This window comes from Enterobacter sp. 01-M-03-SI-ECC, assembly GCF_047530215.1.
In the GTDB taxonomy this organism is placed as follows: domain Bacteria; phylum Pseudomonadota; class Gammaproteobacteria; order Enterobacterales; family Enterobacteriaceae; genus Enterobacter; species Enterobacter chengduensis.
Genome location: NZ_JBLKDA010000026.1, coordinates 44,211 through 67,075 on the forward strand (window position 1 = coordinate 44,211; position 22,865 = coordinate 67,075).

Annotated in this window: 14 protein-coding genes; 3 read left to right on the forward strand and 11 right to left on the reverse strand. The window is 58.0% G+C overall.

Going from position 1 to position 22,865, the window contains the following annotated elements:
• Positions 1-22: 22 nt before the first annotated feature.
• Together yhjD and ACMWKK_RS20195 are read left to right on the forward strand one after the other, a co-directional pair.
• A complete protein-coding gene (gene yhjD, locus ACMWKK_RS20190; RefSeq protein ID WP_045331321.1) occupies positions 23-1,048 on the forward strand; it encodes an inner membrane protein YhjD in 1,026 nt (341 codons plus the stop codon).
• Between the two features lie 260 nt (positions 1,049-1,308).
• Positions 1,309-2,631 carry an MFS transporter gene (locus ACMWKK_RS20195; protein ID WP_045331323.1) on the forward strand — a complete coding sequence of 441 codons (1,323 nt, stop codon included), beginning with the start codon at positions 1,309-1,311 and terminating at the stop codon, positions 2,629-2,631.
• Positions 2,632-2,724: 93 nt separating this feature from the next.
• Here ACMWKK_RS20195 and ACMWKK_RS20200 read toward each other — a convergent pair whose 3' ends face one another.
• Together ACMWKK_RS20200 and pdeH are read right to left on the reverse strand one after the other, a co-directional pair.
• The gene (locus ACMWKK_RS20200) at positions 2,725-4,767 is read right to left on the reverse strand and encodes an AsmA family protein (RefSeq protein WP_112781389.1); all 2,043 of its coding nucleotides are present in this window, start codon (positions 4,765-4,767) and stop codon (positions 2,725-2,727) included.
• Between the two features lie 65 nt (positions 4,768-4,832).
• Positions 4,833-5,606, reverse strand: a complete 774-nt coding sequence (gene pdeH, locus ACMWKK_RS20205; protein ID WP_045331327.1) for a cyclic-guanylate-specific phosphodiesterase — start codon at positions 5,604-5,606, stop codon at positions 4,833-4,835.
• Positions 5,607-5,835: 229 nt separating this feature from the next.
• Between pdeH and ACMWKK_RS20210 the strand changes: the two genes are divergently transcribed.
• A complete protein-coding gene (locus ACMWKK_RS20210; protein ID WP_112781390.1) occupies positions 5,836-6,765 on the forward strand; it encodes a sugar kinase in 930 nt (309 codons plus the stop codon).
• Positions 6,766-6,849: 84 nt separating this feature from the next.
• Here ACMWKK_RS20210 and ACMWKK_RS20215 read toward each other — a convergent pair whose 3' ends face one another.
• The 9 genes from ACMWKK_RS20215 to bcsR form a co-directional block, all read right to left on the reverse strand.
• Positions 6,850-8,337 carry a M16 family metallopeptidase gene (locus ACMWKK_RS20215; protein ID WP_112781391.1) on the reverse strand — a complete coding sequence of 496 codons (1,488 nt, stop codon included), beginning with the start codon at positions 8,335-8,337 and terminating at the stop codon, positions 6,850-6,852.
• Between the two features lie 227 nt (positions 8,338-8,564).
• Complete coding sequence (locus ACMWKK_RS20220) at positions 8,565-9,851, reverse strand: dicarboxylate/amino acid:cation symporter (RefSeq protein WP_045331333.1); 1,287 nt, start codon at positions 9,849-9,851, stop codon at positions 8,565-8,567.
• A gap of 159 nt (positions 9,852-10,010) precedes the next feature.
• A complete protein-coding gene (gene hmsP, locus ACMWKK_RS20225) occupies positions 10,011-12,017 on the reverse strand; it encodes a biofilm formation regulator HmsP (protein WP_112781392.1) in 2,007 nt (668 codons plus the stop codon).
• A gap of 120 nt (positions 12,018-12,137) precedes the next feature.
• Positions 12,138-15,620 (reverse strand): cellulose synthase complex outer membrane protein BcsC, encoded by a 3,483-nt coding sequence (gene bcsC, locus ACMWKK_RS20230; protein WP_112781393.1) that lies wholly within the window; start codon positions 15,618-15,620, stop codon positions 12,138-12,140.
• A complete protein-coding gene (gene bcsZ, locus ACMWKK_RS20235; protein ID WP_112781394.1) occupies positions 15,602-16,708 on the reverse strand; it encodes a cellulose synthase complex periplasmic endoglucanase BcsZ in 1,107 nt (368 codons plus the stop codon). Before bcsZ ends, bcsC begins: the two co-directional genes overlap by 19 nt.
• Positions 16,709-16,714: 6 nt before the next feature.
• The gene (gene bcsB / locus ACMWKK_RS20240; protein WP_112781395.1) at positions 16,715-19,135 is read right to left on the reverse strand and encodes a cellulose biosynthesis cyclic di-GMP-binding regulatory protein BcsB; all 2,421 of its coding nucleotides are present in this window, start codon (positions 19,133-19,135) and stop codon (positions 16,715-16,717) included.
• A gap of 10 nt (positions 19,136-19,145) precedes the next feature.
• Entirely contained in the window at positions 19,146-21,761 is a 2,616-nt protein-coding gene (bcsA, locus tag ACMWKK_RS20245) for a UDP-forming cellulose synthase catalytic subunit (RefSeq protein WP_161656555.1), read from the reverse strand.
• Positions 21,758-22,510: a cellulose biosynthesis protein BcsQ gene (bcsQ, locus tag ACMWKK_RS20250; protein WP_112781397.1), complete on the reverse strand. Its 753-nt coding sequence runs from the start codon at positions 22,508-22,510 to the stop codon at positions 21,758-21,760. The genes bcsA and bcsQ overlap by 4 nt, the downstream gene beginning before the upstream one ends.
• Positions 22,511-22,521: 11 nt before the next feature.
• The gene (gene bcsR / locus ACMWKK_RS20255; RefSeq protein WP_008503237.1) at positions 22,522-22,710 is read right to left on the reverse strand and encodes a cellulose biosynthesis protein BcsR; all 189 of its coding nucleotides are present in this window, start codon (positions 22,708-22,710) and stop codon (positions 22,522-22,524) included.
• Positions 22,711-22,865 lie beyond the last annotated feature (155 nt).

Below are 22,865 nucleotides of genomic sequence, written 5' to 3' on the forward strand. Positions count from 1 at the left end.
CCAAACGAAAAGGAAAAGACGCGTGACGTCGGAAAAGAACCCGCAACGACCCACCCAACATTTAGAGTACGAACCCGTCAAAAAGATGGAAACCGGGCCTGAGGAGGCCAAAACGCCAGGCACCGCCAGCAAAGCGCTGGGGACCGTCACCGGCATCGCCGCGAGAATTCAGCAGTTCCCCATGGTTGCGCATCTGATACGCGCGACCGAACGCTTCAATGACCGCATGGGGAACCAGTTTGGTGCGGCCATCACCTATTTTTCCTTCCTGTCGATGATCCCGATCCTGATGGTGTCGTTTGCGGCGGCCGGTTTTGTACTCGCGTCGCACCCGACGCTGCTGCAGGATATCTTCAATAAGATCCTGAATAACGTCAGCGACCCGACCCTTGCCGGCACGCTCAAAAGCACCATCAATACCGCCGTTCAGCAGCGTACTACCGTCGGCATCGTCGGCTTGCTGATCGCCCTTTATTCCGGCGTTAACTGGATGGGCAACCTGCGCGAGGCCATTCGCGCCCAGTCGCGCGACGTCTGGGAGCGTAAGCCGCAGGATCAGGAGAAAATTTGGGTGAAGTATCTCCGCGATTTTGTGTCGCTGATAGGCCTGCTGGTCGCGCTCATCGTGACGCTTTCCATTACCTCGGTGGCGGGCTCGGCGCAGCAGATGATCATCTCCGCGCTCTATCTTGACTACATCGAATGGCTGAAGCCCGCCTGGCGCGGCATTGGGCTGGCGATTTCCATCTTCGCCAACTACCTGCTGTTCTTCTGGATCTTCTGGCGCTTGCCCCGCCATCGTCCGCGTAAGAAGGCGCTGATCCGCGGCACGCTGATTGCGGCGATCGGCTTTGAGGTGATTAAAATCGTGATGACCTACACGCTGCCGTCACTGGTGAAATCCCCTTCCGGCGCGGCTTTTGGCTCGGTGCTGGGGCTGATGGCGTTCTTCTACTTCTTCGCGCGTTTGACCCTGTTCTGCGCGGCGTGGATAGCCACCGCCGAGTACAGAGACGACCCACGAATGCCGGGCAAAACACACCGGTAACCCCGCTCGCGGGCTGAAATTTCAGCCCGCTTCATCATTTCAGCATATAAATCCAGTCCGTAACTTTTATTTAACCGAAAACCAGTTTAATTGACTAACATTTAAAATCTGTGAAGCATTTCATAGACTTGTTTTGGCTGGTCTGAAAATTATCCGCTTTTTGTTGTTTTTATGACCACGCCACGACTTTGTTACAGATTGAAATGTCGCTTTTGCTGTGCGTAATATGGCCTTTCGTTCGACAAAAATAAGAAAATATTATGCAAGCAACCGCCACCACACTCGCCTCAGAAACGGAAAACGTTCCGGTAAATTCGCGCAATAAAGTTGTCGTCGCCTCGCTGATTGGCACCGCCATTGAGTTCTTCGACTTTTACATTTACGCCACCGCGGCGGTCATCGTCTTCCCGCATATTTTCTTCCCGCAGGGCGACCCGACGGCGGCCACGCTGCAGTCTCTGGCGACCTTTGCGATTGCGTTTGTCGCGCGTCCGATTGGCTCAGCGCTGTTTGGACACTTTGGCGATCGCGTTGGCCGCAAAGTTACCCTGGTGGCCTCGCTGCTGACGATGGGCATCTCCACCGTCGCCATCGGCCTGCTGCCGACCTATGAAACCATCGGCATTCTGGCGCCGGTCCTGCTGGCGCTGGCGCGTTTTGGTCAGGGTCTGGGGCTGGGCGGTGAATGGGGCGGCGCGGCGCTGCTGGCCACCGAGAACGCCCCGGCGCGCAAGCGCGCGCTGTATGGTTCCTTCCCGCAGCTTGGCGCACCGATTGGCTTCTTCTTTGCCAACGGGACGTTCCTGCTGCTCTCCTGGCTGCTGACGGATGAACAGTTCATGAGCTGGGGCTGGCGTATTCCGTTTATCTTCTCAGCCGTACTGGTGCTGATTGGCCTGTATGTGCGCGTTTCCCTGCATGAAACGCCGGTGTTCGCCAAAGTGGCCGCGGCAAACAAGCAGGTGAAGGTGCCGCTCGGTACGCTGCTGACCAAACACGTCCGCGTGACCGTGCTGGGCACGTTTATCATGCTGGCAACCTATACGCTGTTCTACATCATGACCGTCTACTCCATGACGTTCAGCACCGCCGCCGCGCCGGTTGGGCTGGGGCTGCCGCGTAACGAAGTGCTGTGGATGCTGATGATGGCGGTGATCGGGTTTGGCGTAATGGTGCCGATTGCGGGCCTGCTGGCCGATAAGTTCGGTCGCCGCGCGAGCATGATTACCATCACCACGCTGATCGTTCTGTTTGCCCTGTTCGTCTTCCCGCCGCTGCTGGGTTCAGGCAGCCCGGCGCTGGTGATGGCCTATCTGCTGATTGGCCTGAGCCTGATGGGGCTGACATTCGGCCCGATGGGCGCGCTGCTGCCCGAGCTGTTCCCGACGGAAGTACGTTATACCGGCGCGTCGTTCTCCTATAACGTCGCGTCCATTCTGGGCGCGTCCGTTGCGCCGTATATCGCCACCTGGCTGCAGGCGAACTACGGTCTGTTCTATGTGGGGGTTTATCTGGCGGCGATGGCAGTGCTGACGCTGATTGCGCTGCTGCTGACGCACGAGACTAAGCACCAGGCGCTGTAAGCTAACGCCGGGTGGCGCCTACGACTTACCCGGCCTACGATTCACATGTAGGCCGGGTAAGCGCAGCGCCACCCTGCAAAAACAGGCCTCACCTTACTTCTTCATCTGCGACAAAATGGTCCGGCACTGGTTCGCCTCACCTTCTGACGGCGAAACCAGCGCCAGCAGCGCTGCGGCCGGGGTGACCAGCGTTGCAAGGGCCGCAGCCACCGCGCCGCGCGCAATCAGCGGCCCGGGCTTCACGCCCGCCTGCGGATTTTTAAAGGTGCCGCGCACGTAAAGCGGCGAGCGCAGGGTGATGATGCGGATCCCCTTGCTTTCCGGATCGATGGTCAAATCCAGCTGCTCCGAGGCCATGCTGGCGGTACCGGTCACGTTGATCACCGCGTTTTCCGTGTCGAAGGCAAAAATCTGCGGACGCGCCACGCCGTTGACCAGGTCCAGATTGGCCGCCGCACAGTTCACCCGCACCTCGTCATCACCGAAGATTTGCCCGATGACAAAGTTGCCCACGTTCAGCCCCAGGATCTCCATCAGGTTTCGGCTCACCAGCCCGTCGTTCATCAGCAGCTTCAGGTTACCGTTGCCGCTGCCCAGCAGCGCCGCTACCGAGTTCCCCACGCCGCGGATGTCGGCATCACCGTTCATTTCACCGAGGGTTTTCTGCATCAGCTCGACGTTCGGCATCAGCTCTTTCAGCTTCAATCGACGCGCCTGGATCTCCGCCCGTCCCTGCATCGGCTTCTTATCGCCTTCCAGGTGAATGTTGGAGGAAATCGTCCCGCCCGCCATGCCGAACTTCAGCGGCTGCAGGCGCAGATCGGCATTTTTGAGGAGAATATGGGTCGAAAGATTGCTGATCGGCAGCGTGCTGCCATGCTCAATTTTTCCGCCTTTGAAGCGCACATCGGCATCCATCACGTTCCATTTGTCGGTTTCGAAGCGATCGTAAGGCAAAACTTTACCCGCGGGCTGAACGTCCTTTTTGACCTCTTTGGACTTTGTGCCTTTGCCCGAATTTACGCCAATCAGCGGGCCGAGATCGGCCAGCCGCAGCTGTCGGGACTCGACATCCCCTTCCAGTTTCGGGCGCGGTTTTCCAGTCGTGTAGGTCAGCGTGCCGTGGATGTCGCTGTCGCCGATCCGGCCGTTAAAATCCCGGTAGTCAAAAACGGACGATTTTTCGGTGTCGATTTTAGCGACCAGATGCCCGTCCGTTTCGAACGGCGGGGTATCCGGCAGCAGTACGCCGGTGAGGTCATACAGCTCGCCCAGCGAATCACCGGCAAATTTCAGCTGCAGGTCTACGCCGCCCATGTTCATCGGGTCGTTAACCGTGCCCACGAACGCCACGCGGGTGTTACCGGAACGGAAGTCCGCCTGTACCGGGAACGGCGAGCCTTCGCTGCGCAGCGCCAGCATGCCGCCGATTTTCCCTTTACCGCTGAGCGGCTGGTCGTTGTAGCGCCCTTTCGCCGTCAGGCCGAAGACATAATCGCCTACGCTTGCCTTGTCGCCTTTGGCTTTCGTGCCCGTGACCTCGCTAAACGGCAGCGGCTTGCCCAGCGGATCGACCAGGATCTCCACGTCGGCCTTGCTGACCTTATCGTCGATGGCGATCCGCCCGCGATCGAAGAGAATATTGTCGAGACGGAATGACCAGGAAGAAGGCTGGGCATTCGGATCTTTTTCGCCGTCGCTGGCCAGATTAAACGTCCAGTTGTTGTTTTTTTCTGAGAGTCTAATCAGGCGCGCATCCGGCTGCTGAAGTTTGATCCACGGCAGATAGACGGTTTTGGTGAAGAGCGCCAGCGGAGCCAGCGTGGCCTCGACGCGCGGCAGGTGGATCATGGTGACGTCCGGGATATCCGGCGGGTTGCCGAGAATGATGTCGTCGGCATGAACGTGTGGCCAGGGGATCCAGCTTCGCCAGCCGGGCTCCTCTTTCTGGCGCTCCCATACCACCCCTAAATCGCCGCGTATGGCGAAGGGGCGGTTCAGTTCGGTTGAGACTTTCTGGTTGATGGTCGGCTTGAGACGGTTCCAGTCAAACGTCGCAATGATGATGGCGACGACCACGATCAACAACAAGAAAATCCCTGCTGTCCAGGAGATCACCCTGGTTGTTCTTGTCATTTTTATCCCCTTTCCTGATGACCTGTTCTGTAAAACTATAGTCCAGACAAAGGGAAGCGGGCTTATCAGAGGGTTGTTATCACGTTATCGAGGCGATCCATGGGTACCGGGCGAGAGAGATAATAGCCTTGCGCCGCCGCTGCGGGAGAGTTTTGCACATCGCGCCACTCTTCCAGCGTTTCTACACCTTCAACAATCACGCCCTGGCAATAGCGGTTCATCAGCTGTAATAACAGCGTAAACAGATTCCGCCCTTCCGGGGTCTGACGCAGCATAATGAACAGATCGCGGGCCACTTTAATGTAGTCGTAACGTACTTCGCTCAGGGCGGAGAAGTTCGCCATGCCGGTGCCAAAGTCGTCCAGCCACAGCGGGCCGTACTCGCATATGGAAGCAAACGAGGAATCCTGCGGCAGACGGACGTGCTCCACCAGCTCAAATCGCATCCACGGCAGGGTGGCTATAAGCTCCTGCAGTTTCGCGTTCTGCCGCAGCGCCAGCAGGGTTGGGCCATCGACGTTCACCGAGGCGAGGATATTGTGCTGTTCGAAAAAAGCGTGCTTCGTCGCCAGCATACGAAGCTGCTCTTCCAGCACGTCCAGACGCTGGCGAACGGCAACTTCGGCAAAATAGCGATCCGGCGCGATGCGCTGGGTAGGGTTGGAGGGATGCGTCACGACGGTCAAAATTTCAATGGCCATCAGTCGACCGTCTGTTCGGTAGATGGGCTGATAGGTGTACGCACGCTCGCATTGCAGCCAGTAGCGATGCTCCTGCAAGTTCTCAATACTTGCCTCAGGCGTAGTGCTCAGCCGCTGGATAACCTGCTCTGACTTCATTTCAGATGTCCTGTTGTTGGGATAGCCTTTCTGGACTCGTCACAGGATTATCGGCGCGACAATTGAGAACTTTATGTTCAATTCACCGCGAAAATGAAATTAAGATGACAGAAATGCGCGGGAATACGCGCTGGCTCAAATAAAATAATGGAACGCTGTTTTAATATAGTTGACCGGTTAATTCACTCAGCGCACACTGCTGATAATTCTTCTGTTCAGGTTCACGACTATGTCCAAAAAAATTGCCGTGATTGGCGAATGCATGATTGAGCTGTCACAAAAAGGCGCGGAAGTCAGCCGCGGATTCGGTGGCGATACGTTAAATACGTCCGTTTATATTGCCCGTCAGGTTGCGCCTGAGGCGCTCACCGTGAGCTACGTTACCGCCCTGGGCACGGACAGCTTCAGCCAGCAAATGCTGGAGGCCTGGCAGAGCGAACATGTTGAAACGTCGCTGATTCAGCGTATGGAAAACCGCCTACCGGGGCTTTACTACATCGAAACCGACAGCACCGGTGAACGCACGTTTTATTACTGGCGTAACGAAGCTGCGGCAAAGTTCTGGCTGGAGAGCGACGCGGCCGCGGCCATCTGCCAGAAGCTGGCCACCTTCGACTATCTCTATCTGAGCGGGATCAGCCTGGCAATCCTCAGCCCTGACAGCCGTGAAAAGTTGCTCTCGCTGCTGCGCGCGTGTCGTGCCAACGGCGGTAAGGTTATTTTCGACAATAACTACCGCCCGCGCCTGTGGGCCAGCCGTGAAGAGACGCAGCAGGTCTATCAGCAGATGCTGCAGTGCACCGACATCGCCTTCCTGACGCTCGACGATGAAGACGCGCTGTGGGGAGAGAAGCCGGTTGAAGAGGTGATTGCACGCACGCAGGCGGCAGGCGTAAGCGAAGTAGTGATTAAGCGCGGCGCGGAGTCGTGCCTGGTCGCGGTGGCGGGTGACGCGGTGGTTGAGGTTCCGGCGGTGAAGCTTGCCAAAGAGAAGGTGATTGATACCACGGCGGCAGGCGATTCATTCAGCGCGGGTTATCTGGCGGTTCGTCTGACGGGTGGAACGCCGGAAGCGGCGGCCCGGCGTGGGCACCTCACGGCCAGCACCGTGATTCAGTATCGCGGGGCGATTATTCCGCGCGAGGCGATGCCTGTATAACCCCTCACCCTAACCCTCTCCCCATAGGGGAGAGGGGAATTTGAACACCCTCTCCCCTTTGGGGAGAGGGCCGGGGTGAGGGAATTACTGCCCTTGCGGAATATCCGTCGCGTCCGGGTGCAGATCATCCGCTGCGGTCGCCGGCTGCGGCGCGGAAGTCATGATGGAATCCCAGGTGTTTTGCAGTTCCTTCATGTCATATTCCGGCTCGCCTTTCGGCTGCAGAAGAATCAACGCCATATCCTGCGACAGCTGCTGACGTAAATCCTGGTTGAGCATATCCACGGTCAGGCCGTTCAGGAAGTCCTGACGAAGCTTCTGGTACTGTTCCGGCGCAATATCGACAACCTGATTCTGCAGGGAACGAATACGCTGGCTGATGAGAATATCGGTATCGGCACGCGCGTACGTAGCAAACAGCTTCTGCAGCTCCAGTTTTTTCTGCGCCACCAGCGCGTTGAACTCCTCTTCAGGGAGGCCCTCTTTACGCACTTTTGCCAGCTCTTTCGCAACCACGCCCAGATTCCCATTCAGCTTATCGCCCGGGGATTCAACGTTAATGGCACATTGCGCGCGCTGGAACAGCACGCGGCAGTCAAAGCCAAGGGCAATATTCTTCACGTTGTTTTTGCTCAGGGTCTGCTGTACGTGCCAGAACAGCGCCTCACGCGCCAGGTCGGCACGCCAGTAGCGCAGCAGCGCCGCGGACTCGCGAATGGGCTGCCAGGCGTTGTCCCACATGACGGAGAGCCGGTCCTGACGCACGGTGTCAGTCATGATGCTGACAGGCGCAACGGGCAGCGGAGAGAGTGTCGGAACTGGCGCAGGCGTTTCACGCTTGCCTTTCAGCTCGCCAAACGCTTTGTTGATCTGCTCAACCACCGCACGGCTATCCACATTGCCGACCACGATCAGCGTCATCGCGTCAGGGGTGTACCATTTCTGGTAGAACGATTTGACCTGCCCGGCATCCACCGGCTGCTTCAATGGCTCAGCCGGATCGTGACCCAGCAGCGTGGAGCCTTTCAGGCGGTAGCGCCACGCGGCCTCTTTGGTATCCGCAGGCCAGGTCGCCACCATGTCGCTGTTGCTCAACGCGTAATTGATGGTGTCCGGCGTGATGGCCAGATTGCCAGAGGCATCGGAGAGATACGTCAGCGCTTCTTTAAGCAGGTCGTTACGGTTATTAGGCAGGCTCAGGTTAAACATGGTGTAGTCGTACGAGACAACAGCCGGAGGGAGCGGGCGTTTCGGATCGATGGCCTGCTGCCAGAGCGAACGCACCTGAACCGCTTGCAGACTGCCGCTCTGCGTGAGCGCCAGCCGGGGAATAAAGTGGCTAAAACCGGTTTGCTGGGTGCTCTCCGTAAGGGAGCCGGTATTGATGGACAGACGGATTTCAATACGGTCACTGGGACGCTGCGGCGTGGCTAACACCTGCCACTGAAAACCATTCGCTAATGTCCCTTGTTGCCAGGCCGGGTCTGGCTGGAGCGCATCTGCCTGCACATAACTGGCTGCTGCCATCATCAGCAAACCGCCGGTTAAGAGTCGAATTTTTGTGCCCTGCATGTGAACCCCTGATCAACATTCCTGGTTAAAAAAGAGTGCCTCGCGACGCGCTTCACTCTTAAAGATGACGATGAAAACACGTCGATTAGACCGCGCGTTCGGCAAAACGTCACGGTCCGAAGTGAAATATACCCAAAAAAAATCTTGTCGAATTATGACAGGTACGAACAGTTATTATGCGCAGGAGCCCGCACTCCGACAAGGGAATACGGGCATTTGTGACAAGATTAAGAGGATAAGCCAGGATTTTTGCTGTCAGTTGAACGATTATTCAGGGTATCGTCGAGCTTTTTGTGATCCAGCTCTTTCACCCATTTCGCCACCACCACCGTCGCCACGCCGTTACCCACCAGGTTGGTTAACGCGCGCGCCTCTGACATGAAACGGTCAATACCGAGAATCAGCGCCAGACCTGCTACCGGCAGGTGACCGACAGCGGAAATGGTGGCTGCCAGCACGATAAAGCCGCTGCCCGTTACGCCTGCCGCACCTTTAGAGGAGAGCAGCAGCACCACCAGCAGGGTAATCTGATGGAAAATATCCATATGGCTGTTGGTCGCCTGCGCGATGAACACCGCCGCCATGGTCAGGTAGATCGACGTGCCGTCCAGGTTGAAGGAGTAGCCCGTCGGGATCACCAGCCCGACCACCGATTTACGGCATCCGAGCTTCTCCATCTTGTCGAGCATGCGCGGCAGCGCCGATTCCGACGAGGAGGTGCCCAGAACAATCAGCAGTTCTTCGCGGATGTACCGGATAAATTTGAAGATGCTGAAGCCCGTCGCGCGGGCGATGGAGCCCAGCACCACCACCACGAAAAGAATACAGGTGATATAGAAGCAGATAATCAGCTGGCCCAGCTGCACCAGCGTACCGACGCCATACTTACCGATGGTGAAGGCCATCGCACCGAAGGCCCCGATGGGCGCCAGGCGCATGATCATATTGATGATGCCGAAAATGACCTGGGAGAAGCTTTCGATCACGTTAAAGATAAGCTGGCCTTTGCTGCCCAGACGGTGCAGGGCAAAGCCAAACATCACGGCGAACAGCAGCACCTGGAGGATGTTTCCGCTGGCAAACGCGCCAATGACGCTACCCGGAATGACGTCCAGCAGGAAGGCGACCACGCCCTGATCCTTCGCCTGCTCGGCATAGACCGCCACCGCTTTGGCATCGAGCGTCGACGGGTCGACGTTCATCCCCGCGCCTGGCTGCACCACGTTGACGATGATCAGACCGATAATCAGCGCAAGGGTACTGACCACTTCAAAATAGAGAAGCGCCACTGCACCGGTACGCCCTACCGCCTTCATGCTTTCCATGCCAGCGATGCCCGTCACGACGGTACAGAAGATCACCGGAGCGATGACCATTTTAATGAGCTTAACGAACGCGTCGCCAAGCGGTTTCATTTGCGCGCCCAGTTCAGGGTAATAGTGCCCCAGCAGAATACCGATGGCGATGGCTGTCAGGACCTGGAAATAAAGACTTTTGAAGAGTGAGGTTTTCATAAGGTGTCCTTGGGAAGAAAAACCACAGGCTTTGTAAGGTTATGGTTAACCTGCGGCTTTAAAATAACACCCACATAACAGGACAGAAATAAACTCAGTTCAAATTTGAAACACAAATGTTAAGAACTTTGAGCTGGCTCGCACAAGCCAGCAACAAAATTACACTTTTGCGTTATTGTCAGCACCAGAAAGGTATCGTTGTTCAAAGACATCCGAAGGAACTGCGGGGGCAAAAAGGAAGCCTTGCCCGCTCTCCACGCCCGCCTCTGCCAGCCATGCGCGCTGTGCGTCGGTTTCAATTCCCTCGGCAATAAGATGGAGGTTGAGGCTGCGCGCCATCTGGATAATCGCCTGCACCATGCTGCAGTCGCCCGGCAGACCGTCAACAAACGCTTTGTCAATTTTGAGCACGTCCACCGGCAGGGTTTTCATGTGCTGAAGCTGGCGCAGCCCGGCGTATCCCATGCCGAAATCGTCCAGCGCAATGCGAATCCCGGCGTTACGCAGCGGTTTCAGGATCGCCACCGCCTCATTAGGGTCGTCAATGCGTCGGCTCTCCGTCACTTCCAGGGTTAACGTATCAGGCTTGATTCGGTAACGATGGGTAAGCTCCAGCATCTCTGAAACCATGGTGGGGTGCATAAGCTGCAGGGCAGACAGGTTGACCGACAGCGGCAGCGTCACGCCGCGCGCCTGCCAGGCGGCAAGCTGACGGCAGGACTCCTCCAGCACCCAGTAGCCGACGGTGACCATCAGGCCGCAGGACTCGATGCGCTCAATCAGCCCTTCCGGCAGCGCCCATGAACCATCCGGCTGCTGCACGCGCAGCAGCGCCTCGGCGCTTTTCACCTCTCCCGTCCGCAGATCCACCTGCGGCTGCAGCCAGAGGGCAAACTGGCGGTTATCCAGCGCGGTCAGGATGTCGCTCTCTTCCGTCAGACGCTGCTGTGCCTTTTCCATCTGCTCCGGGTCGAAGAACTGGATCTGATTTTTGCCTTTGCGCCGGGCGGTAAACGCCGCCGAGAACGCGCGGCGATAAAGCTGTTCCGCGGTCAGATCGCCATAGAACATGGCAATCCCGATACTGGCGCTTGGGCGAAGCTGGATACCCTGAACCGGCAGCCGCTCATTAATGACAGTGAGTACTTGCTGACCTAACGTGATCGCATGCCAGGGTTCTTTGACGCCGTTGGCAATCACCACCAGGTCGTAACCGCTAACCTGGGTCAGCACCATGCGCGGGGAAAGGACAGACTTGATCTTCTCCACCAGGGTGAGCAGCAGCATTTCGCGCTGGCTCTCCTGCAGTACCCCAGCCGTGTCCTGCAGGGTTTCACAGGCAATGACCATCAGCGCCGTGGTTTGCTGGCGCTCTACGGTTTGCTCCAGCATCGCCATCAGGAACGCTTTATTGGGCAGTTCCGACACCGGAAAACGGGTGGCGCTACTGCTCAGCTCATCCTGCTGGCGCTGGATGCGCTGCTGGTTGAGGTTGTAGCTGCGCACCAGCATGCCGATCTCGTCGTCATGGTGCAGACGCGGCAGCTCAAGCTGGTGTCCCATCTGATCCTGCGGCGCAAGGGTATTCAGCTCGCGGGCGATACGGCGCAGCGGATGAACAATCAGCCGGTTGATGCACCAGGTGAGCGCCACGCTGAGGATTAGCGTCATAAGTAAGCAAGTGGTCACTAACGTAACAACCCAGCTCATGACGAATTTATACATGCGGTAGGAGTCCGCCTGTAATACCAGGTAGGCCAGCGGCTGCGGATTGGCAGGGCGTTCGAGTGAATAAACGGGCAGCGAAATTTGCACCGGGAGTTCAAAAAGGCGCATCACCATCATCGGGACGGGGCGTTCCGGGATAAAGCTCATCCGCAGCGCCTGAAACTGGTTAGGCAAGACGACGTCGGCGCGGCTAACGACGCCGGCAGGCTGAATGCGTTTTAAAATGGTTTCCGCTTCGGGAATATCCCCTTTCAGGATAGAGGCGGAAAGCGGGCCGCGTACCGAGCGGGCGATACTTTCTAACTGCGAAGCCGTGTTATAGCGATTCTGCTGTACGGAATGAAACAGCAAAATTACGCAGAAGAGCAGGACAAACAGCAGGGTAACGGCAGAAACCATCGCCATCTGTTTGATCGTTAAGGAACGGCTGACACGCAAAATGACTCTCCACAAAAACTCGAAGCGCAGGGCGCGCCAGGGTGTAAACCTGGCGCGCCTGAGTATACCCGATTGCTGCGCTATTAAGAGAGACTTACAAATGGATTAAGGAAAATCCGATTACCAGTCCGCGTAAGGGGTGAGCGGCTGCGGCGGTAAGTCCATATCGCCCTGCCAGCCTGCGGCAGAGTAACGCACGTAAATCAGCGCATGGCTTGGGGTATAGTCTTTCGCTTGCTGAATATCCACGCCCATGCCCACAAACCAGTTGGACGTTACGCGGCGTTCGATAATGGCCCGCGCGGTATAGCCCGTACCTGAGGAACTGCTGCCGGTTTCCATCGTGCCCCGGTCGGTATAGCGGTCTGGCTCATCGGTCGGGATCAAATTCTGGATCGGGTAGCGCAGCTCGTCATTCGTCTTAGAATGAGACCAGGAGACCGAGCCACCCAGCTCCCAGGACCAGTTTTCCGTGCGTTTACGCCAGGTCACCGGCAGTGCGAAGGAGACATACTCCTGCGGGCTGTAATAGCCGCCCTGGCCCAGGGTATAACCACTCAGGTCTTTGTCGTAATGCCAGAGCATATTGGAGACGCCCACCGTCAGGCGCTCGTTGTTTTTATTAATGAGCTTGTAGTAGTAACCCGTCATCCAGCGGACGCGCCAGTTATCTTCCACATTTTTACCCGTCAGCGTTTCCGCGTTCAGGCTTGACCAGACGCCGTTCGCCTCCCCTTTGTCGTAGCTCAGGCTTACGCCGCCACCGGTGGCACGGACGCCGCCCCAGGTGGTGCCGGTGTTGGTATCTTTTTGCCCGCCAAAGGCCAGCAGAGAGCTGGAGATGGGCCGACGATGAGCGTTAACGGTATAGCCGATGGGACCGAGATCGCTGCTGTAGCTGATGCCACCCACCACGTCGACGACGTCAAAGCCCATCGGCGTGGTACCAATATCCATCGACCAGGTTTTGTTCTGCCAGCCAACGGCAACGCTCGCGCCGTTGTCGGACTGATGGGTGTTGCCGCTACACGGCGTCGCGGAGCAGGTCCCCCAGTTGGGGTCGTATGTACCGTCTTTCGTTGCAAACGAACCGGCATCCATATTGACCAGATCGCTTCTGAAGAACATCCGCCCGTCAGACAGCGGGGCATCGACCTGCAGCATGGTGGTATGGGCTTTCAGATCGGAATAGCCGCCCGTACCGCTGGAGCCCCAGTAGTCGTGCTGCAGCGTGACGTTTACGTCCTGCTGACGGTACAAATCACCGGCATCACTCCGCACGCCGCGCTTCAGCCAGTCGTCCTTCTCATCATTACGCGTCAGACGGGTGAAGCTATCGTTGTCGGCCGGACGGGTCGTCGTGATGCCGGACGACACCATCGCATCTTTATAGGTGTCCAGCGCCTGCTGAGGCTGCCCGTTTTGCGCCTGGAAACGCGCGGCATCACGTAGCACCAGCGCGTTTTCCATGGATCCGGGCTGCGATTTAGCCTGCGGAATGATTTTATTGAAGGTCTGCTCGGCGGCAGCGGAATCGCCCAGCCCTGCCTGCGCCATCGCGATTCGGCGCTGCATGTTGAGCGACGGCGGCTGGCCGTTTTGCGCGGCGGGCAGTTTCGCCAGCTCTGCGCGCGCGGCATCTTTGTTACCCTGCGCGCTGTAAATCTCTGTCAGGCCGAGGATCGCGTCTTCGTTCTGCGGCTCACGCTGCAGAACGGCGCTGTACGTCGTTTTCGCCGCGTTCAGATCGCCACGCTGCTGCGCCCAGTCCGCCAGCGTCAGGTCGATGCGGGTAGAGGTTGGCTGCTGACGAAGAAGATTCTCTGCGTCCTGCTCTTTGCCGCCGTCGCGCAGACGGTTGGCGGTTTCCAGCACCTGGTTGCTTTGCAGGCGGTTGGCAAGCTCCTGAATATTGCCGTTCCACTGGCTGCGCGGTAGCGTGTCCAGATGCGCCAGCGCGGCGCGGTCCTGGTCGTTTCCGGAAAGATAGAGCCCGTTGGCATACACCTGATCCGGGTCGGACGGTTTCTGGCTGGCAAGCTGACGCATCAGGGTATCCGCCTGGCTGCGCTGACCCGCGCTGTAGAGATCGCGCGAGAGACGATAGGTTATCCACACGTCGCCGGGAGAGAGCGCCAGACGACGACGCTGGATCTCTGCCGCCTGGGCGTATTTCCCCTGATTCTCCAGCTGTTCTGCCTGGGCGGAAAGCTGCTCGTTGGTCAGGCTACGTTCAATATCATCTATGCTTCGGCGCTGGCTGGCGGAGAGAGACTGGATAAACTGTGAAGCCTTCTCCGGCGACTGCGCGCGGTAAATATTGGCCAGGCCGCGAACCGCATTGCTGTTGCCGCTGTCCATGCGCAGCGCCTGACGGTAATAGCGTTCCGCCGCGTCGTTATCTTTACGCGCCGCCGCGGCATCTCCCAGCCCCAGCACGGCATAGCTGTCGGTATTGTCGACGCTGCGTGCCTGCTGATAGTAGCGCTCCGCCTGCGCCGGGTTATTGGCCTTCAGCGCGGCATCGCCCTGCTGGATCAGCAGCCAGTAGCGGTTAACCTTCAGCAGGCTGTCCCATTTACCCCGGTTGTCGCTCTGGGGATCGAGGGCAATCGCCTTTTCAAACTGGGCCACCGCGCGGGCGCGGTCGCCTTTTTGGGAATATGCCTGTCCAAGGGCGCCCACCGCTTCGCTGTCGGCATGGTTGGCGCTGACGGCCTTTTGCAGCTCGGCCACCGCCTTACTGCCCTGCCCGGCATCCACCGCCGCCAGCCCTTCCGCTTTCGCACGGAACGCCGGATCGGCGAGCTGTTTTTGCTGCGCTTCAAGCTGGGCACGCGCCGCGGTGACGCTGTCGCCGTCGCTGAAGACGCTCAGGTATTTTTGCAGCGCGCTGACGCTGGCGCTGCTGGCAGGCTGGCCTTTAATTTGGTCATACCACATATCAGACGCCTGGTTACGGCCATTGTTCGATTTGGCCATCTCCTGCAATACCGCAAAGCCTTCATCACGGCGTCCGCTCTGGAACAAAAGCTGGGACAGCGTTGCCTGCAGCTGCGTATTGCCTGGGCTGCTGGCATTGATTTTCTTGAGCTGGTTTATGGCCTCATTCCGGCGAGCAGGGTCTTTTGCCACGACGTTCCAGTATTCCGTCGCCACGTCGCCGCCCGGCGGATTGCCGTCAAACAGCTTGTCATAGGCGGCAATGGCCTCCTGCGTGTGCCCCGTGGTGGCGAGCAATCGCGCCTGCTGGAGCTGCTGGCGGCCATCCGGCGTGGAAAGCATCATCGTGCTGCGCGACGACTGGTACGCACTCGACCCCGGCGCGATCCCCTTCAGGCGATCCAGCTCTTTTTGCGCGCCGGCGTTATCGCCCTGGCGCAGCAGGTAGCGAAAGCGGGCGGCAATGACGTCAGGGTTGTTCGGGTCAATCAGCTCAAGACGATAGAGCGACTGACGAACCAAATCCTCACGCTGTGTCGATTCGCCCAGCCGGACCTGCTCCAGCAGCTGTTTCTGCTGCGGAGAGTTGGCGGCCTGGGCCCACGGCATAAGCGCCAGGCCAAGCGATAAAGTGAGTAGATTTACTGTGAACTTGCGCATTCCTGGCCCCAATCCGGTATTAATTCACCTTTTGCGGTGAAGCGAAAACGATGCTGATCCCATCCCTGCCCAAAGAGAGTCAGGACGTAGCTGTAATAGGCATCGTTATCGGGAAAATGGTCCGCAACGCGCTGGCGCTGAACCGCCTGAGCGTCACGCTGTTGTAAAAACGGCAGCATAGCGGCAGAGAATCCGACCGGGCCGTCGCCGGTACGTTTCCCCGTCGCCACATCCACTTTCTCCGGCGGCAGATTCCGTTTTATTGTCTTTGCCGCCATCGGCTGGAAGCGGGTCAGCAGACGGGCTTTCTGAGGATCGTTATCACTCATCATGCCTACCCAGAGATAAACGCGGATGGCGTCATAGCCTCCCAACAGCGCTTTATCCTGCTGTAGCTGCCAGCCACTGTTTTTCTGATACTGCACCCAGTCCGGCGAGAATCCCTTCGGCGCGCTTTCAAGCAGCAGCCGCAGATTGGTTTCACGCAGCTGGCTCCACGGGGTACCAAAACGCGTGAAATAAGCCGCCAGCTGCGGAGGAAGATAGCTGGGGTTAAAGCGCCAGGCGTGTTCGTCGGCAAAACCGACTTTACCCGGAAGCAGCATTGCGCCAAGCCCCGGCACTTTCACCACCTCTTCGCTGGCAATGCGTTTCAGCAGCGCCTGGCCCGTGCGGGTATAATCGGGATGTTTCCACAGCCGGCCCGCTTCGAGCAGAGACCAGGCAATCCAGATATCGGCGTCAGAGGCGGAGTTAGTATCGATCACCGCCCACGTCTCTTTCTCTTTCTGCCCCCAAAGCCAGGCAGGCAGATGCTCGTTGAGATCGCCGCTGGCAAGATTATCGCGCGTCCACGTCAGCATCTGGTCAAAGGCTTTGCGATCGTTCGCCGCCAGGGCAAAGAACAGGGCGTAGCTTTGCCCTTCCGAGGTCGTAATTTTGCGCGTGTCGCTGGGATCGATGACGCGCCCGCCCTCGCTGATGTAGTCCTTTTTAAACTGCTCCCAGGCAGGCCAGGTGCAGGCGGCGCGAAGAGGAAGCGCCACCAGCATCACCGCTGCTAATACACACCAGCGAAAGGCTTTCATCACATCTTACTCATCCGGGTTCAGACGACGGCGGCTGATGATGCGCAGCAGACGCCACAGCACCCATGCCAGCAACACCACGCTGATTGCTGCCAGGATAGCGAGCAGAACCGGATGGTTAGCCAGGGCATACCACAGGCGTTCGAACCACGGCAGATGGCCCACGTAGTACACGTCACCCACGCGCAGGCTGTTGACGCCGGACTCACGGATCACCGACACGGAGCCAAACATCGCGGCACGTTTACCGCTGTCGTTCATGGCCGCATTGAGCAGTTCATACCCGCGCGGGCTGTCCGCCAGGAGAGCCACCACGCTACGCTGGTCGTTGTAAGGGGACTGGAAGCCCACCACCGCGGCCATCGCCCCCTGAGAGGTTACCGTCGTCTGCGCGCTGGCCTGACGGTCGTTCACGTCCGGCATAATGCTCGGGAACTCGGTCTGGCGCATCGGCGTGTTAACCCATGACTGGGCCGCTTTCACCAGCAGATCGATACGTTTGTCATCCTTCAGCTTATCCGGGATGGTACCGATTATCATGATGTCAGCATCTTTGTTCTGAATCTGGCTGCCATCGTCCGTCAACGTGACGTTAATCGCCGGTAATCCGGTTTGTCCGCCGACGGTCGCCATGGCATCCAGCAGGGTCGTGACCTGCTCTTCGTTCGGCGCTTTTGGCATCACGACAATGGATTCAGAGAGATCGGCCATGCGGCTGAACGGGAAGCCCGCGTTGGCAAAGGCGCGCAGGTCCGGCATCGCCAGGAAGTGATAGTACTTCGAGAAGTCGATGGTCGACTCATCGCCAATCACGACGTGGTTCTGCACCGGCTGGAAGGTGATGCAGTTATCAACCGAGCCGCCCGGCATCGGGTTCATGTACTGGAAGTCAAAACGCAGCTGGTTTATCGCACCCAGCTTCAGCGCCGGAATGGAGACATCCGTTTTCCCATCCAGCAGCCCCTGCAGCACCGGCAGGCGAAGCATCAGACGGTTGGTATCCTGCGTGCTTTGCAGGCTGAAGGATTGCAGGAACTGGTTGTTCAGGCTGATATCCATGCGCGAGCTGTCTTTGGTGGCCGGCGCGGTATAACGGTAGTTCAGGTTGATATCAATGCCGTTGGTACGCAGCAGGTACAGATCCGGCGGCAGATTCAGCGACAGGCTAATTGGCGCGGGCTCCAGCCCCGTTGCCTGCAGCTGCTCTTCATAGGATTTCAGCTCGCCAAAGGTAACTGCACGATCGGTGCGTACCCAGTTTGGCGCATCATAAGGTTTACGCGCCAGCAGCGGCTTGACCTCATCCACCACGACGCTGTCGCCGCGGAAAAGGACATTGCCCTGGGCAATCGCTTTTGCGGCCTGCACCAGATCCTTATCGTCACGCCCAAAGACCACCAGCAGCTTCACGTACGGGTTTTCCGGGTGGCTTATCATCTCGACGGTCGGCGCCTTGACGTCCGGGTGATCGCGCAGGAAGGCCGGGCGTTTCGCGTTGGTCGCAAACACGATGGCGTTTCTGTCCGGCAGTTTGTCGTACATCGCCGGGAAGCTCTGTCCACGCCAGCCCGCGCGTGAACCAAACCAGGACGCCACGATAGTGGCCGCCAGCTGCTGGGTCACGTCCGGGGACGATGCAAACACCATCGGCAGCGTGAGCGGACGGTTATCCCGCGGGTCAAAGAACGGAACCGGGAACGCGGAGAGATCGTTTTTCAGCGCCAGCGACTGGTAGGTCAGCTGCAGCGAGGAGTTACGCCCGACGTCCATCCACAGCGTGTTGCTGGCCGGGTTTTCGCAGACATCGCGGTAGTGGCCGACAAATTCCAGGCGGATACGGTTAAAATCGGTGATGAACAGCGGGTTGATCGGCACCTGAGCCTGGGTTTTCTTGCCCAGCTGCTCTTTCGTGACCGGCAGTACGTCCATCAGCTCATCGTTCAGGTAGACCTTCAGCTGAGACTGGGTCGGCAGCAGCGACGGTGACGGGGTGTATTCAAGGTTCAGCATCGCATGAGAGACGACCTCATCGCTACGCATGCCAAACTCGATGCCGCCGTTAGGGTTGATGCCGCGCAGCACCATGCTGCCCGGAGGCGGTGCAATTTGCGCGAAGGTCAGCGTCACGTCCCGTGACGGCGCATTCTCCGCAACGACGGGCGCATTCGCCCCCCGGACGCCCGGCATCACCTGCCCGATGACCTGGCCGTCTGCTGGCAGGGTGTTCCCCTCCGTTGGCTGGTTCGGCATGATGTTTTCTGTTTGACCAGGAGCCGCGGTGACAACCGGATCGGTTGCTTGCGCGACGACGGGTACCGTTGGCGCAGGCGTCGCCGCTGCGTTATCAGGAGCGGCGTTAGCCATTGTTGCGGGGAAGACATTCATCCCCATTGCCACTGCACATAACCAGGAAAGTTTAGTTTTCATCGCGTTATCATCATTGTTGAGCCATAACCGGGTCCGCCTGCTTCGCCTCATCCCGCTCAGGACGACGAGGAATGAACGACACGACCCAGGAAACCAGCGAAGTAAGTGACCGGAAAATTAATTTCACCGACGACGGGGCAAATTCTGCAAGGTGACGATAGCCACGGAACCCCAGCTTCAGAATATCCAGCAGGCTTTCCAGAGGTTTATCTTCCGGGAAGCTGTCCTGCCAGAGAGCCCACGTATCCGCGCGGGCAAACGTACACTGCACAAAATCGATATGTTGCTTTTTGGTCAACGGCATCAGCTGCAGACCGACTTCATTACCCACCACGCGAACAACCTGCGTCGGGAAGACATACTCCTGCTGGCCGCGCTTAAGCAACAGGTTAACTTTTTGCCCTTCCAGCACTTTCGCCTCGCCGTTGATTTTGATCCCCAGACCACCGTCAGAGAAGTCGTGGACGGTACAGGAGAAGAGATGGCCATCTTCACGGGCGATCGCCGCAGGCATGCAGATTTCAACGCGATGCGCACGACGAACCTGTTTGCTCTCCACCGACACCGCTACCGCGCCACCGAGAATAATCAGGTTGTAGAAGACCCAGGCCATACTCACGAAGACGGTCAGGATTTCGTTTTGCGGGCCGTAGAAGTAACGCCAGATCCCGGCGATGACGCCCACAATATTCAGCAGCACCAGGAAGATATACGGACGGGAGATCACCCAGTCGACGTACTCCTCTTCCACCAGACCGCCCTTCGCGGTGACGTTAAATTTCCCTTTGTGCGGGTTAATCAGCGCGACCATGGTCGGCGGCGCGATGTACCAGGCCAGCACCGTTTCGTAGATTTCACTCCAGAAGGAGTGGCGGTATTTACCCTGTATCTTCGAGTTCGTCAGGCTCGCGTGGATCATATGCGGCAGAACGAACAGCGCAATCATCAGCGCGGGTGCGTAAATGATATAGGCGTGAAGGAGCAGGAACGCCAGCGGCGCGGTCAGGAAGATGAGCCGCGGGATACCGGACAGGAAGTGGAACATGGCGTTGACGTAGCAAAGACGCTGCGCCAGCTTAAGCCCTTTGCCTATCAGCGGGTTATCGAGACGGAAAATCTGCACCATGCCGCGCGCCCAGCGAATACGCTGGCCAATGTGCGCCGACAGTGACTCCGTGGCCAGACCGGCCGCCTGCGGAATACGCATGTAGGCCGAGGTATAGCCACGGCGGTGCAGGCGCAGCGAGGTGTGCGCATCTTCGGTGACCGTTTCGACGGCGATACCGCCAATTTCATCCAGCGGTTTACGGCGGATAACCGCACAGGAGCCGCAGAAGAAGGTGGCGTCCCACATGTCGTTTCCGTCCTGCACCAGGCCATAGAACAGCGTGCCTTCGTTCGGGGTCTTACGGAAACGGCCAAGGTTACGTTCAAACGGGTCCGGCGAGAAGAAGTGGTGCGGCGTCTGCATCATCGCCAGCTCTTTCTCCTTCAGGAACCAGCCCATGGTCATCTGCAGGAACGAGCGCGTCGGCACGTGGTCGCAGTCAAAGATTGATACAAACTCCCCGGTGGCATACTTCAGTGCGTTGTTAATGTTCCCGGCTTTGGCGTGTTCATGCGTCGGACGGGCGATATACTCGACGCCCACCTCTTCTGCAAACTGACGGAATGCCGGACGGTTGCCGTCGTCCAGGATCCAGACCTTGAGCTTATCTTTCGGCCAGTCGATGCCCAGCGCGGCATAAATGGTGTTCTTCACCACGCTCAGGTCTTCGTTGTAGGTCGGCACGAAGAGATCGACGGTCGGCCACGTCGTGGTGTCTTTCGGCAGCGGAACCGGCTGGCGATTGAGCGGCCAGATGACCTGGAAATAGCCCAGTACCAGCACAATCCAGGCGTAGGTTTCCGCAAACAGCAGTACCAGGCCGCACACCAGGCTGACCGGGTCGTCCCAGTTCAGGGTTGAGGTGTAGCGCCACCAGATGTAGCGACAGGAGACCGTTAGCGACAGTACAATGAGCATCAGCGCCGAGAAGCGGCCCGGAATACGGCGAACCAGCAGCGCCACGCCCCACAGCAGGATCAGGAAGGTGAACTGCGCCAGCGGGTTGAAAGGCTGCGTAATACAGACCAGCGCCAGAATGAGCGAGAACACGACAATCACGCCGAGGATAAAACGCCGCAGGCCCGGGTGGAGGTGCCCGAGCTCTTTTTGGTTATCCAGATGGCTGGTTCTGTCGGTCACGCTGTCAGGCAATTTATCCAGCCACTGATGATAGCGTTCACGCAGCTGCTGCACGCGGGAGAAGCTGCGCCAGCGCGGCGTCTGGCGTTCTCTCTGCGACGAGGTCACGACCAGCCAGGCGGCCTGAATGAGATAACGCGCCGGATCCAAAGGCCGCGGCCGATCGGGATTAATGTGCGGATAAAGCTCATCGTGCCGTGCACGTATGCGCTGCCAGCGCGGGTGTTCGAGTGGAATAAAGGTCCAGGCCAGAATCATCCAGAAACAGCCGAGCGCGGCGCTAAATGCCGACGCACCGTGTCGGCGAAAATGCCGGTAATGTTCGCTCAAGCGCACACTGACCGGAGGGATGAGTAACCAGCTGGCGAGACGACTCATACAGCACTCCCTGCATGCTCCGCCCTGTTGGCGAAGTTCAGCAGACACCAGTTAGCCAGCGTCAGGATCTCTTCTGCCGCCAGTGAATCGCTGCGGTATTCGCCGAGCGGTTGTTTCGACGCAAGGCATTCCGCCATTCCTTCATCACGGTGGATGACAATAGGAAGCAGGCGGCGCTGGCTTTGCAGCCAGACCTGATACAGATCGTCCTGGATCTGGCTGCCAATGCGCAAATCGTTAATCAGGATATGGCCATTTTGCGGTAACCCCTGCTGATGCAGGCGGATATGGCAGTTGGCATCGACGTTAACGATCGAGAAGATATGATCGCACTGCGCGATGAGCTGTCGGGTCAGCGTGCCGGCACCGTGTGGCAGATCAAGCAGGATCCACTTGTAGTGGCCCTTTTCTTTCAGGCTCTGCAGCGCAAGCGTGAACTGGGAAAACAGGCGCTGGTACGCAGCTTCATTCTCGCGTTCCGTGGTGGTCAGTTGACCAAAAGGCAGCAGGTCAAGAAGGGAGGTATAGCGCATACCTGCATCCCGCCAGTCCTTATCATCAAGCAGCGCGCGGGCCCAGCCCTCTTCACGAGTGAAATCGACGTTAAACGACATACGCAGCAAATTATCGGCGCAGGCGTCAATGACCAGCACCGATTCACCTAAAAGCTGTAATGACCACGCCAGCGCCGCGGTAACGGATGTGGTACCCACACCCCCACGGACACCCTGTAATCCGAGTATGGCCATCAATGGCTCCCTTATTGTTGATGGGCGAATTCAGCTAATAACGGCCAGCGTTTAATAGCCGCGGCCAACTGTTCCCGCTGGGAAATATCGGTGTAATCTATTTCAGGTAAAGAAAAGGCCTGCGTCAGCGCCAGAAAATCGTTCTGGAATGTGTAGCCCAGGGTTGAGTCGACTGGGGTACCGGGCTCATTATTATCCATTCTTTCTATCCCTTTGAGTAAAATCGCAAGATCAGAAGTAGCGAGGCTTCCTGCCCATCAAATTTGATTTACATGCTAAATCTGATGTTCTTTAATTTCAATGTTAGGTTTATTTCTACGCTTTCGCTAGTAAACTGAGATACAGATAAATTAGT

Coding starts and splice junctions, on each gene's coding strand:
- bcsR (WP_008503237.1), bottom strand. CDS start 22,710: ATGGATAATAATGAGCCCGGTACCCCAGTCGACTCAACCCTGGGCTAC.
- ACMWKK_RS20195 (WP_045331323.1), top strand. CDS start 1,309: ATGCAAGCAACCGCCACCACACTCGCCTCAGAAACGGAAAACGTTCCG.
- ACMWKK_RS20220 (WP_045331333.1), bottom strand. CDS start 9,851: ATGAAAACCTCACTCTTCAAAAGTCTTTATTTCCAGGTCCTGACAGCC.
- bcsQ (WP_112781397.1), bottom strand. CDS start 22,510: ATGGCCATACTCGGATTACAGGGTGTCCGTGGGGGTGTGGGTACCACA.
- pdeH (WP_045331327.1), bottom strand. CDS start 5,606: ATGAAGTCAGAGCAGGTTATCCAGCGGCTGAGCACTACGCCTGAGGCA.
- bcsC (WP_112781393.1), bottom strand. CDS start 15,620: ATGCGCAAGTTCACAGTAAATCTACTCACTTTATCGCTTGGCCTGGCG.
- ACMWKK_RS20215 (WP_112781391.1), bottom strand. CDS start 8,337: ATGCAGGGCACAAAAATTCGACTCTTAACCGGCGGTTTGCTGATGATG.
- bcsA (WP_161656555.1), bottom strand. CDS start 21,761: ATGAGTCGTCTCGCCAGCTGGTTACTCATCCCTCCGGTCAGTGTGCGC.
- bcsB (WP_112781395.1), bottom strand. CDS start 19,135: ATGAAAACTAAACTTTCCTGGTTATGTGCAGTGGCAATGGGGATGAAT.
- ACMWKK_RS20210 (WP_112781390.1), top strand. CDS start 5,836: ATGTCCAAAAAAATTGCCGTGATTGGCGAATGCATGATTGAGCTGTCA.
- bcsZ (WP_112781394.1), bottom strand. CDS start 16,708: ATGAAAGCCTTTCGCTGGTGTGTATTAGCAGCGGTGATGCTGGTGGCG.
- ACMWKK_RS20200 (WP_112781389.1), bottom strand. CDS start 4,767: ATGACAAGAACAACCAGGGTGATCTCCTGGACAGCAGGGATTTTCTTG.